Here is a 13042-nt window from a genome sequence, read left to right on the forward strand (position 1 = left end):
CATCGACCGCTAGGAGCCGGTTTGCCCAACGCAGTCCCCGATCACCGTTTCGAGCGGATCACCGCGGGCGTCCCGGAGCTCGCCGACGACCGGCTACGGGAGATCCTTCGCGACCGCTACGGCGTGGACGCCGCGTCCCTGCGCCGCCTCGCCGGGGAGACGGACCAGAACACGCACGTGGTGGACGCGGGCGGCGCCGAGTACGTCCTCAAGGTCAGCGACCCCGCCGACCGGCAGACGATCGAGTTCCAGACCGCACTGCTCGCGCATCTGGCAGAGCGGGACTTGGGCGTGGTCGTCCCCCGGACGGTCGCGCCCGTGTCCGACGCCGGGGACGAGCTGCCGGTCCGGTTGCTCACCTGGGTTCCGGGCACGCCGCTGGCCGAGGTGGGACGCCGGTCGCCCGAGCTGCTGGCGGACGTCGGCGCGGTGGCCGGACGGCTGACCGCGGCCACGGCGGAGTTCGCCCATCCCGATCCCCCGCCGCCGCACTACTGGGAGTTCCCGCACGCACGTGCGGTGCTGGCGGCGTCGATCGAGCATGTCGGCGACGCGGAGCTGCGAGCCGCCGCCGTCGCCGTCCGCGACCGGTACGTGCCGTCGCTGGACGAGCGGTTCCCCGAGCTGCCGGTGGCGGTCGTCCATCACGATCTCAACGCGTTCAACATCCTGGTCCGGCGGGACGGCGGACGGCGCCGCGTCTCCGGCGTGATCGACTTCGGTGACGCGCTGCCGACCGCCCGGATCGCCGACCTGGCCGTGCTGGCGTCCAGCGTGCTGCGCGGCGCCGCGAGCCCGCTCCACGTCCTGGCGACGCTGGCCGCCGCCTACCACGCGGCCCGCCCGCTCACCGAGGCGGAGCTGGACCTGCTGTTCCCGCTGGTCGCGGTGCGGTCCGCGACGGTCGCGGTCACCGCGGCCCGGCTCGACGCGGAGCGGCGGCACGGCGACCCGCGGCACCGGTCGGCCGCGGCGGCGGACCTGGTGCGCACGCTGGCGGGCATCCCGGCGGAGGTGGGACGCGCCACCGTCCGGCACGCCTGCGGGCTGCCCGCGCACCCCGCCGGGCCCGCGGTCACGGCCTGGCTGAGAACGGAAGGCGCGGCGTCCGCCGTGTCCCCGGTGGACGGCTCGCTCGTCGCGATCGACCTCAGCGCGTCGTCCGCGATCTACGACGACGCCGATCCGCGCGACCACGACGCGCTGCGTACCGCCGCCGGCACGGAGATCCTGCGGCAGCGTCCGGGCGTGCCGGTGGGACGGTACGGCGAGCCCCGCTTCCTGGCACCGCGCCGCCGCCGCAGCACCGGGCCGGACGAGCCCGCCAACGTCCACCTCGGAATCGACCTGTTCGCGGGGGCGGGGACCCCCGTCCGCGCGCCCCTGCCTGGCCGGGTCGAGGCATCGGACCTTGGCCTCGTCGTCCTTCACGAGCCCGCCGACGGCGTCCGATTCAGGACGCTCTACACGGGCCTGACCGACCCGCCGCCCGCCGGCCGGGAAGTCTCGGCCGGAGAGCGGATCGGGGAGATCGCGCCGGGTGGCACGGCGCTGCCGCCGCACGTCCGCGTGCAGGTGGCCGTCGCGCCGCTCGGCGGATGGACGGGCGTGCCCGCCGCCGTCCCCCACTCGGAGTCGGCGATGTGGCAGGGCCTCTTCCCCGACCCGACCCCGCTGCTCGGCGGCCAGAACGCGATCACCCCGTGGACGTCCGGGATCGGCAAGGCGCTGGCGGGCCGCCGCGCGCACCTGCCGGACAGCCACCCGATGTACTTCAAGCGTCCGATCAGCATGGCCAGGGCCCGCGACTGCCGGTTCTACGACGAGGAGGGCCGCTCCTACCTGGACGCCCTCAACAACGTGACCCTCGTCGGCCACGGCCATCCGCGCCTCGTGGCGACGGCCGCGCGCCAGCTCGGCCGCCTCAACACCAACACCCGGTTCGTGTACGACACGCTCACCGAGTACGCCGAGCGGCTCACCGCGACGCTCCCGGACGGGCTCGACGTCGTCTACTTCGTCAACTCCGGCAGCGAGGCGAACGACCTGGCGCTGCGCATGTCCCGCTACCTGACGAAGCGGGACGACGTCGTGATCATCGACGACGCCTACCACGGCTACACCTCGGTCGTGTCCGACGTGAGCCCGTCCCGCTACAAGCACTACGGCAAGCCGGACACCACGCACCCGACCCCGAACCCCGACCGGTACCGCGGCGCCTACGGCTACGACGACCCGGACGCCGGGGCCAAGTACGCCCGGCACGTGATCGACGAGTTCGACCGGCTCGCCGCCGAGGGCCGCGCCCCCGCCGCCTACCTGTTCGAGGCGCTGCTCGCGGGCGGCGGCCAGGTGGTGCTGCCGCCCGGCTACCTCGCGCCGATCTTCGCCGCGGCGCGCGAGCGCGGCGTGCTGACGATCGCCGACGAGGTGCAGGTCGGGTTCGGGCGGCTCGGCGAGGCGTTCTGGGGGTTCCAGACGCAGGGCCCGGACGTCGTCCCCGACTTCGTGACGATGGGCAAGGCCATGGGCAACGGCTTCCCGATGGCCGCCATGGTCACCACCCGAGAGATCTCCCGCGCGTTCGACCCGACCGGCCGGTTCTTCTCCACCTACGGCGGCAACCCCGTCGCCTGCGCGGTCGGCCTGGAGCTGCTGAACGTCGTCGCCGACGAGGGCCTGCAGCACAACGCGCTGGTCGTCGGCCAGTATCTGCGCGACCGCTTGGCCGGGCTCGCCGACCGGCACCCCCTCATCGGGGACGTCCGCGGCCAGGGCTTCTACAGCGGCGTCGAGTTCGTCCTCGACCGCGCGACGAAGGAGCCCGCCTCGGACGAGACGCTGATCATCTGCGAGCGGCTCAAGGACGAAGGCGTCCTGGTGTATCCGACGGGCCCGGCCTGGAACATCCTCAAGCTCAAGCCGCCGCTGACGTTCACCCGGGCGGACGCCGACGAGTTCACCGACACACTTGACGACATTCTCGAAACGGGCTGGTGAGATGACAGGACACGCGGACAAGGTGCTGCTCGGCGGCAAGGTCCTCACCGTCGACGCCGGGTTCACGGTCGCGTCCGCCGTCGCGGTGACCGGCGACCGGATCACGGCGGTCGGCGACGACGACCAGGTCCGGGCGCTGGCGGGACCGTCCACCGAGACCATCGACCTCGCCGGGCAGACGGTGCTGCCCGGGATCAACGACGCGCACCTCCACCTCGCGCTGTTCGGCCTGTCCGGGCCGCCGTTCTCCGTCGACCTCAACGGCATCGACTCGCTCGGCGCACTGAACGACGCGCTCGCCGGCGGCCCGCCCGGGCCCGGTGGCAGCCGGTGGCTGATCGGCGAGGGCTGGCGCGAGGCGAACATCCCCGAGTTCGACGCCGCCGTCCCCGGCCCGCACCGCTCCCTCATCGACCAGGTCACCGGGGACCGGCCGACCGTGCTGCACCACGCGTCCCGCCACTCGGTGCTCGTCAACACCGCCGCGCTCACGATCGTCGGCATCACCCGCGACACCCCGGACCCGGCCGGCGGGCAGATCGTCCGCGGCCCGGACGGCGAGCCGACCGGCCTGCTGCTCGAAGGCGCCAAGGGGCTGATCGACAAGCACGTCCCGGACCACTCCGAGAAGGAGCGGCTGGACGCGATCGAGACCGCGATGCGGAAGCTCAACGCGCTCGGCATCACCAGCGTCACCGACCCGATCGTCTGGCCCGAGCTGCTGCGCGACTACACCACCCTGCGCAGGGACGGCCGCATGACGGTCCGGGTGAACACGCTGATGCACTGGGACTGGCCGTCGCCCGCGAGCTCGTCCGACCGGCTGGAGACCGCGCTCGGCTACGCGGGCCTGTCCACCGGGCTCGGCGACGACTGGCTCCGGATCGGCGGCTGCAAGCTGTTCGCCGACGGCGTCCCCACGCAGTGCACCGCCTGGCTGCACGACCCGTACCCGTCCGGCGACCACGGCCACCTCATCACCCCCGGCGACGACGACGAGGCCCGCTACGCGGAACTGCTCCGCATGATCGAGCTGGCGCACCGCAGCCGCCTCCAAGTGCAGGTGCACGTCACCGGCGACCGGGCCGCGGACGCCGCCGCCGACGGGATCATCCGCGCGCTCAAGGCCGACCCGTGGCCGCGCGCCCGGCACGCGCTCCTGCACGGCACGCTCCTGTCCGAGGACACCTACGCCCGCCTCGCGGAGCACGACATCAGCGTGATCACCAGCTCGCTGATGAAGTCGCACAGCGGCGCGTCCATGACGCGCGCCATCGGCGAGGAGAGGTGGTCGCGGGCGTTCCCGGCCGGTGCGCTGCTCGCCGCCGGGGTGCACGTCGCCGACAGCTCCGACGCGCCGGTCACCTATCCGGACTGGCGGCGCGGCATCGCCACGTTCGCGGGCGCGGCCCCCGGCCCGTACTCGGACGTGCCGCCCGACCTGCGCCTCACCCGCGAGCAGGCGATCCGGCTGTGGACGACCGCCCCCGCCTACATCGAGAACGCCGAGGACCGGAAGGGCACGATCACCCCGGGCAGCCTCGCGGACCTCGTCGTCCTGGACGGGGACGTCCTCACCGCTGACGACGACGCGTTGCAGCAGATCACTCCCACCCTCACCCTCGCGGGCGGACGCGTCGTCCACTCCGCCTGAGCCGCTCCTCACGCTCGGTCTCACGCTCGCCTGAACGAAACGCACTGGGGACGGAGTACTTCCGGGTGAGACCGAGCGTGAGGAGCCCCATGAGTCATCCACGGCACGCGGATCACCCGCTGTACTCACCCCCACCTCCTCGTACGTGGCCGCAGGACGATCCATCGAGCGGAGCTCGTCCGTTGAATGGCGGCGGGTGGGGGCTGGAGGACGGTCCGTTCAGGAGTCCTCCACCGCCGCCTCCGACCGTCCCGTGGACCATGCCCGGCTACGAGCGTTACGAGGACTACGGCGAGCCGCGCCGCGACCGCAGGGGCAGGGGCTCGGGGCGGGCGGTCGTCGTGGCCGTGCTCGCCGCGCTGCTGGCCGGTGGCCTGGCCGGGGCCGTCGCGGGACGGGTGACCGCCGGGCTTCCGGCGGCGGCCCAACCGGAGGCCAGTGCCGGGCCGGTCAGCGGCGGGGCCGGGGACCTCAGCGAGGTGGCGTCGCGGGTGCAGGCGAGCGTGGTGTCGGTCGAGGTGCGGGCGGGCGGCGCCCGCGGCACCGGGTCCGGGTTCGTGATCGACCGGCAGGGGCACGTGCTGACCAACGCGCACGTCGTCGACGACGGCGGCACGGTCACCGTCGTGCTGGCCGACCGGCGCCGCGTCCCGGCGCGGATGGCGGGCGCCGACCGCGCCCTCGACCTGGCCGTGCTGGCGATCCCCGCCGGCGCCAGCCCGGCGCCGCTGGCGTTCGGCCGGTTCGCGGACGTCCGGGTCGGCGACCAGGTCCTCGCGCTCGGCTCGCCGCTCGGCCTCCAGGGGACGGTCACCAGCGGCATCGTCAGCGCGCTGAACCGCAGGGTGCGCTTCGGCGAGGGCCGCGCCGGGACCGCGCTGCAGACCGACGCGTCCATCAACCCCGGCAACTCCGGCGGGCCGCTGGTCAACCTGCGCGGCGAGGTCGTCGGCGTGAACACGGCGATCGCCACGCTGATGCGGGACGGCGGCGGCTCGATCGGCATCGGCTTCGCGATCCCCGCCGACCGCGCCCGCGACGGCGCCCGCCGACTCGCCTCCTGACCGCCGGACGATCCGGCTTCATGATGGAGGCATGGCGAATCCACAGATTCCGGGACCACCGGCCGGGGACGACGGCGCCGGCGCGATCGTGGCGGCGGGCGGGCTGCACACTTACCAGCTGAAGCTGCACGCCGAGTACGGGCCGGTCGTCCGGTTCCCGCTGCCCGGCGCCGACCTGGCGGTGTCGATCGCCGACCCGGTGCTGCTGGAGGTCACCGAGACGATCGACAAGCGGCCGGAGAAGCTGTTCGAGTTCCTGGCGCCGCTCCAGGAGTCCGGGAACCTGCAGACGATGCCGGCCGCCGAGCACGGGCCGTGGCGCCGGGTGATGCTGTCGGTGCTGGCCGGACGTCCCTCGCACGAGGCGCACTTCGCCCGGTTCGCCGCGCTGGCGTCGGAGCTGGCCGACCGCTGGGCCGCACGCGCCGCCCGCGACGGCGCCGCCTCCGGCGGCGCCGTCGCGCTCCAGAAGGATCTGAGCGAGCTGTCGCTGCGCATGATCTGCGAGTACGCACTCGGCAGCGGCCTGGACTCGGACGGGTCCGCCGGACGGGTCGTGTCCGCGTTCGAGGACGTCCTCACCGAATATCTGGCCCGGCTCTACCACGCGGACATGCCGGGCGACGCGGACGAGCGCCGTGCCCGCGCCGACGAGGCCCTCGCCTACCTGCGCGCCACCGTCGACCGCGTCCTCGCCGCGCACCAGACCACCGCGAAAGCCGAGCGCAGCGACATGATCGCGGCGCTGGTCGAGGCGGGCGAATCACCGGCCCGGATCCGCGACTCCGTCCTGATGACCATGCTCGCCGCCCACCACACCACCGGCGTCGCCATCTCCTGGACGCTGTACCTGCTCGCCCGGCACCCGGCCGCCGCCGAGCGCGCCGCCGCCGAACTGGAGCAGGTACTCGGCGACCGCGCCGCGCCCGGCTACGGCGACCTCAAGGACCTCGACTACCTGGAGCGCGTGCTGAAGGAGGCGATGCGGCTGTACCCGCCGGGCCCGTACGGCGCGCGCGAGACCACCGAAGACCTCGTGCTCGGCGGCCACGCCGTCCCCGCCGGCACGACGATCTTCTACCCGTTCTGGGCCGTGCACATGAACCCCGACTACTGGCCCGAGCCCGAAGTGTTCGATCCTGACCGGTTCACTCCGGAGGCGTCGGCCGGGCGTCCGAAACTGGCCTATATCCCGTTCGGGCTCGGCCCGCGCAGCTGCGAGGGGGCCGCGCTCGCCATGGCCGAGGCGGAACTCGTGCTGGCCATTCTGCTGAAGCGTTTCCAATTCGACCTGGTGGCGGGGCATACGGTCACGCCGATCGAGCGGTTCGTCCTGTGGGCCGCCGAGGACATTCTTATGAGCCTTACACCGCGTGCCCCCGCGCGCAACCGGACCGAATCCTGACGGGAAAGGACCGATACGCGACAGGGTCAAGTCAGATACAACTTCGTATCGAACGACGGTGCAATGATTCAGGGCAGCCAGGTTTCCCACGGTCTCGACCGGAGGACCCCCAATGAGACCCAGCACAGCCCTAAAGACGGCGCTGAAGGTGACGGCGTCGCTCATCATCGCCGGAGCCGGACTGACGGCGGCGAACACGGCGACGGCCGCCCCGGCCGCCGCGCCGCCGCCGTGCTCGGACGGCACCCTCGTGCAGACCGACCGCGGACCCGTCTGCGGACTCGACGGCGACGGGATCAAGAATTGGCTCGGCGTCCCCTACGCCGCGCCGCCCGTCGGCCCGCTGCGCTGGGAGCCGCCGGCGCAGCATCCCGGCTGGACGGCGCCGGTGCAGGCGACCGAGCCGGGCAGCATGTGCCCGCAGCCGGGCGACTTCCGGCCCGGCTCGACCGACGAGAACTGCCTGAAGCTGGACGTGCGCGTGCCGGAGGACGCCGGGAGCGGCCCGCTGCCCGTGATGGTGCAGCTCCACGGCGGCGGGTTCCGGCTCGGGACCCCGTCCAACGGGACCCGGCTGGCGAAGGCGGGCAAGGTCGTCCAGGTCGAGGTGCGGTACCGGCTCGGCATCATCGGTTTCCTGTCCCACCAGGCCTTGGGCTCGAACGCCGGGAACTACGGGATCGAAGATCAGCAGGCCGCACTCGGCTGGGTCAAGCGGAACATCTCGAAGTTCGGCGGCGACCCGGGCAACGTCACCATTTTCGGCCCGTCCGCCGGAGGGTCGAGTGTCTGCGCGAACATGGCGTCGCCGACCGGTGCCGGGCTGTTCCATAAGGGCATCATCGAGAGCGGCGAGTACAACTCGCTGCGCGGCGTCACCGCCACCTGGCAGCCCCAGGACTGCGCGACCAGGCTGCCGACGCAGGCCCAGGCGCAGGCGGCCGGGGCCCGCTTCGCCGCCGCCGTCGGCTGCGGAAGCGCCGCGGACGTCGCCGCCTGCCTCCGCCAGGTCCCGGTACAGACCCTGCTCGACCAGGCCGGCACCGGGCTCGGCCCGGACAGCGGCACGCTCGCGCCGATCGTGGACGGCAAGACCCTGACCATGTCACCGGGGCAGGCGTTCGCGACCGGGCAGTTCGCCAAGGTCCCGGTGATCCACGGGGTGGCGCGGGACGAGTCGCAGATCCGTCCCGCCGAGACGCCCTCGGCGTACGTGGCGCAGGTCGAGAGCCAGTACGGGGAGTACGCGCCGAAGGTGCTGAAGCGCTACCCGCTGTCGCAGTACCCGGAGCCGTCGGCGTTCATCGCGGCGCGGACCGTCCTCGCCGACTCGACGTCGGTCTGCCCGGCGCTGCTGAACGACCGGCGGATGGCGAAGCACATCCCGGTGTACGCCTACCGGTTCGACGACACCAACCCGCCGCCGCTGCCCTTCGTCGACCTGACGAGGCCGGCGGGGGCGTTCCATGTCGGCGAGTTCGGCTACCTGTTCCACGGGACGTTCCCGAACCAGCCGCCGCTGGACCCCAACCAGCAGGCCCTGCAGAACCAGCTCACCTCCCAGTGGACGAACTTCGCCCGCAACGGTGACCCGAACGGGACCGGCACCCCGCGCTGGACGAGGTTCACCGCGGAGAAGGAGGCCCAGATGTCGCTGCTGCCCGCCGGGACCAGCCGCATGACCCGCGAGATCTCGGGACCGCACAACTGCAACTTCTGGATCAAGCTCGCCCCGTTCACGAGCTGATCCGCCCGGCCCGCGTATCGCCGGACGCTCGCGCCTCGCGCGGGAGCGTCCGGCGACCGCTTTCCAGCCGGACGACGTTTCTAGTCGGAGGACGCGAGGGCGCGGGCGTGGACGCCGAGCACGTGCGCGAACAGCGCGGGGGCGCGTGAACCGTCGCCCGCGTCGGGAAGCACGTCGGGGATGAGCGTCCAGTCCGTGCCGACCCACGAGTCGGCGATCGTGCCCTCGCTCGACGGCAGGTTGTTGCACGACTGCCGGACCCGGATCGCGCGGACGGTCTCGGCCGCCGGGGTGTCGGTCTCCACCATCAGCACCGGGACGCCCACGAGGGGCCCGTCCTCGACCAGGCGCAGCAGGTGGTGTGCGTCCTCGCCGTCGAGCGCGGCACCGGCGTCGAGGATCACCGCGAGCCGCACCGGCGGGCCCTCCGCGAGCCCGGACGGCAGCTCGCCGTCCTGCCCGCCGCCGACCCGCCGCAGGTCCACCAGATCGAGGAGGCGGCGGAGCCGCTCGGCCGCCGCGGGGCCGGTCGCCACGCCGCCGCCGAGCAGCCGGGCGCTGACCGTCGGGTCGAACCCGTGCAGCCAGCCCGCGCCCGACAGGCCCGCCGCGTCGATCACCTCGAGGCCGACGAGACCGGGCGGGACGGCGGCCAGGAACCGGGTCACCAGCGACCAGGCGTAGGCGGCCGAGTCGCCGGGCATCGTGCCCTGCGAGAGCCACACGCCGCGCCGCCACGGCAGCCGCAGGACCAGCGGCACCCGCAGGTCGGGCAGCTCGGCGGTGGACAGCCGGCCCAGCAGCATCCCCTCGGCAAGGTCTTCGCGCGGCTGCCAGGTCAGCCAGGACGGCGCGTCGAACGGCGCGACCTCGGCGGTGACCTGCGGCTCCACCCGGGCGAGCTCGTCGCGGAGCTGGCCCGCGTCGGCGCGCAGCCGCTGGTCGGCCGCCGCCATGAGCTGGTCGAAGCGGCCGCGCGGCGCCCGTCCGGCGATCTCCTCGTTGCGGAGGTTCAGCGCGTGCTCGGTGGACGCGCGGAACGAGGCGAGCGAGCGGCTGGCGTCCTCCCAGACCAGCCAGCACCGTTCGAGATACCCGACCTCGTTCCCCGGCGGAGCCGCCGACGCCGCCTGCGCAGGCTGCGGCATCTCCTGCCGCGGGGGCGGTGGCTGCGGTGGCGGCGGCGCGCCGACGGCCGGGCCGGCCGGCGCGGAGGCCATGGCGGGCTCCGGCGCGCCCGTGCCGGCGGCGCCGGTCGCGTCGGCCGGTTCGGCCGGGTCGCCCGGGTCGCCCGGGTCGTCGACTTCGACGCCGTGCGCCTCGACGAGTTCGGCCAGCCCGCCGGCGTAGCCCTGCCCGACGGCGCGGACCTTCCACCGGTGGTCGCGCCGGTAGACCTCCAGCCCGATGATCGCCTTCTCCGGGCCCAGCCCGTCGACGGCGAACACGGCCAGCGTGGCGCCGTCGGCGCCGGTGAGCCGCACCTGCGGCGGCGGCATCGCGCCGAACGACGACGTCCCGGACACGCTGACCGCGATCAGGACCGCATGGGCGTCGGCCGGGACGGCGTCGAGGTCGAGGTCGAGGCGCTGCCGCCCGCCGCCGTCCGCCCACCGCACGCCGGGCGCCTCGGGGGCATTGAAGAACACCAGGTCGGAGTCTTTGCGCACGCGCAGGTCCGGGCCGACGAGCAGGGCGCTGACGTCCACCGGGACGGCGCAGGACACCGAGGCGGTCACCCGCCGGGCGGGCAGCGGCGCGTTGGCGCCGCGGGAGAGGTCGGTCATCGGGCGGTCGTCAGGCGTGATTGGCGATCACCGGCAGCATGTCCTCGAACGTGCGGCCGTGGCACGGCTCGCCGATCGCGTTCATCTTCCAGCCGTCGCCGTGCCGGTAGATCCGGGACATCACCATCGCCGTGTGCGCGCCGCCGCCGGTCAGCGTGTAGCGGGCCATCTCGCCGCCGTCCATCTCGTTGACGAGCCGGCAGAACGCGTTGTCGACCTCGTTGAAGGTCTGCCCGTTGAACGAGCTGACCGTGAACACCAGCGAGGTGACGTGCACCGGCAGCCGGTTCAGATCGACGATGACGGACTCGTCGTCGCCGTCGCCCGCCCCGGTCAGGTTGTCGCCGGTGTGCCGGACGGACCCGTCGTCGCTGGTCAGCTTGCCGAAGTAGACGACGTCCGCGAGCGCGCCGTCGGCGAAGAGCACGCAGGACGCGTCGAGGTCGATGTCCCGCTCCCGCGAGCCGAAGAACCCCTTCTTCTTCACCGCGTCCCAGCCCAGCCCCATCCGGACCATGTTCAGCGAGCCGCCGGGCTTCTCCAGCGAGATGCGCTGGCCCTTCACCATCGAGACGGTCACAGCCGTCGCCTCCTTGAAGTCCCCTTCGCCGCGCCGCGAGGCGCTCGGCCTGTAGACGCCCCGGGCCACCCTGCAGGGGGCGTCCGGGGCATGAGCAAAGCGTCGCAGCCTATCAGCCCCGTTGTCACCCGTTCCCGGACAAGCCGGTAGACGCGGGAGCGGTGTCGCCGGGCCGGCGCCGGGGGCGGACAGCCCCGCGGACCTCGGGACATGGCGGCGCCGGCCCACCTCCGGAGCCCTCGCGAAGCCCCGCTCGGACGGTGGACCGGCGCGAATCCAGCTAGCCCGCGCGCCTTGTCACCTGGCGTGCGGCGGGCCGGGACGTCAGCCGAAGTCGACGTCGATGCACTGATAGAAGGCGTTGCCGGTGTCGGCGATGTCCCAGACGGCGAGCAGGATGTGCTTGCCCTGCCGCTGCGGGAGCGTTCCGCTGTGAACCGTCGGGTTGGCCGGCTGCCGCCCGCCCAGGTTCGCGGTGATGAACGGCGCGAGGTCGAGGGTGTCGCGGGTGAGGGGCTTGGTGATGTCCCAGCCGTCCTTGGTGAGGAAGTAGCGGAAGGACGTGGTGGAGTGCGGGGCGGTGAAGCGCCAGGAGATACTGAGGTTCTGGCCGGCCGTCACCTTGGTCGAGGGCCAGCCGGTGCCGCCGCGCTGGTCGTCGAGCGGCGACCAGCGCCCGTCGGCGGCGGCGCAGATCTTGCCGTCGGCCGGTCCGCGGGCGGGGAACCCCTTCGGGCCTTCGACGCCGTCCGGGTCCCACTGGACCTGGCCGCAGTTCTGGACCTTGCCCTGTCCGCACAGGTAGCTGCGGCTCGGCGGGGAGGTCGAGTACCCGTGCGACCAGGCCGGGACGGTGAGCGTCAGCGGCAGCCCGACGGTCACGGCCGCGGCCACGGCGATGCTGGTCTTCCTTGGCATCCTGCTTCTCCTTGGCGGGAGGTACGGCGTACGCGGCGTACCTGGAGGCGGAGGCGAGCCGGCGCGCTCCGTCGAGCGGAGCTCGTCCGTTGAATGGTGGTGGGTGGGGGCTGGAGGACGGCCGGCTCAAAAGGAAACTTTCCTTTCAGTAAGGTGAACCCTGCGCGGCCTTCCGTCAACCCTCCGGTCACGGACGCGAACCTTTCTGGCACGCGCTGCATAGTCCGGACGCCGTGGCCCGGCATACTCTCGCGCGCACCGCGCGTCCCCGCCGTCATCCGGGTGCGCCCGCGGCACACCCGGATCCGAAACCCCGACTTTGCCGTCATTCGCCTATCGCATTAGCGATTCCGGCGCTAATTGGTGTGCTATCCTGACCGCTGCAAATCGTTGAAACAGCGTATGGCTTGTTTGTTGGCGTGTGGAGGGCTTGCGGTGCGTTCAGGCAGGATTCTCAGGTTCGACGAAGTCCGCGGTTACGGATTCATTGTTCCGGACGGCGGCGGCGAGGACGTGTTCGTCCACGCGAACGAGCTTCTCGACGACAAGGCGGCGTTCTCGCCCGGCACGGCGGTCGAGTTCGAGGTGACCGAGGGCGAGCGCGGCCTCAAGGCGTTCGCGGTGCGCGCGGTGGGCTCGCCGTCCAACGGCTCGGCGGCCACGGCCGACCGCGCTCCGGGCGGTGTTCCGGCCGACGACATGCTCTGCGACGTCCTGTCGCGCAAGGAGCTCAGCCGGGAGATCGTGGACGTGCTGCTCGCCGAGGCGCCCGATCTCACCGGCGGTCAGATCGTCAAGATCCGCGGGAGCATCGTGGAGATCGCGCACAAGCACGGCTGGATCGACGACTGACCGCCGTCCGGCCGGGCGCGTTTCCCTTTTCCCGC

Annotated in this window: 9 protein-coding genes; 6 read left to right on the top strand and 3 right to left on the bottom strand. The window is 73.0% G+C overall.

The window, feature by feature from the left end:
• The first annotated feature begins 21 nt into the window (after window positions 1-21).
• From ACH34S_RS00980 to ACH34S_RS01000, 5 genes are all read left to right on the top strand, one after another.
• Window positions 22-3000, top strand: a complete 2979-nt coding sequence (locus ACH34S_RS00980; protein ID WP_395950415.1) for an aminotransferase class III-fold pyridoxal phosphate-dependent enzyme — start codon at window positions 22-24, stop codon at window positions 2998-3000.
• A 1-nt stretch (window position 3001) separates the two neighbouring features.
• The gene (locus tag ACH34S_RS00985; protein ID WP_395950416.1) at window positions 3002-4654 is read left to right on the top strand and encodes an amidohydrolase; all 1653 of its coding nucleotides are present in this window, start codon (window positions 3002-3004) and stop codon (window positions 4652-4654) included.
• Window positions 4655-4914: 260 nt separating this feature from the next.
• A complete protein-coding gene (locus ACH34S_RS00990; protein ID WP_395950417.1) occupies window positions 4915-5718 on the top strand; it encodes a S1C family serine protease in 804 nt (267 codons plus the stop codon).
• Window positions 5719-5749: 31 nt separating this feature from the next.
• Window positions 5750-7123, top strand: a complete 1374-nt coding sequence (locus ACH34S_RS00995) for a cytochrome P450 (protein ID WP_395950418.1) — start codon at window positions 5750-5752, stop codon at window positions 7121-7123.
• 112 nt (window positions 7124-7235) lie between these two features.
• Complete coding sequence (locus ACH34S_RS01000) at window positions 7236-8870, top strand: carboxylesterase/lipase family protein (protein ID WP_395950419.1); 1635 nt, start codon at window positions 7236-7238, stop codon at window positions 8868-8870.
• An 80-nt stretch (window positions 8871-8950) separates the two neighbouring features.
• Here the strand turns inward: ACH34S_RS01000 and ACH34S_RS01005 are convergent, their stop codons facing one another.
• The 3 genes from ACH34S_RS01005 to ACH34S_RS01015 all read right to left on the bottom strand — a co-directional run bounded on the left by ACH34S_RS01005 (window position 8951) and on the right by ACH34S_RS01015 (window position 12155).
• Window positions 8951-10657, bottom strand: a complete 1707-nt coding sequence (locus tag ACH34S_RS01005) for a TerD family protein (RefSeq protein ID WP_395950420.1) — start codon at window positions 10655-10657, stop codon at window positions 8951-8953.
• 10 nt (window positions 10658-10667) lie between these two features.
• The gene (locus ACH34S_RS01010) at window positions 10668-11237 is read right to left on the bottom strand and encodes a TerD family protein (RefSeq protein ID WP_395950421.1); all 570 of its coding nucleotides are present in this window, start codon (window positions 11235-11237) and stop codon (window positions 10668-10670) included.
• Between the two features lie 324 nt (window positions 11238-11561).
• Entirely contained in the window at window positions 11562-12155 is a 594-nt protein-coding gene (locus ACH34S_RS01015; RefSeq protein WP_395950422.1) for a lytic polysaccharide monooxygenase, read from the bottom strand.
• Window positions 12156-12590: 435 nt separating this feature from the next.
• Here ACH34S_RS01015 and ACH34S_RS01020 point away from each other — a divergent pair, with 435 nt between their 5' ends.
• Entirely contained in the window at window positions 12591-13007 is a 417-nt protein-coding gene (locus ACH34S_RS01020; RefSeq protein ID WP_395950423.1) for a cold-shock protein, read from the top strand.
• Window positions 13008-13042 lie beyond the last annotated feature (35 nt).

The organism is Actinomadura sp. 3N508 (genome assembly GCF_044326375.1).
GTDB lineage: Bacteria > Actinomycetota > Actinomycetes > Streptosporangiales > Streptosporangiaceae > Spirillospora.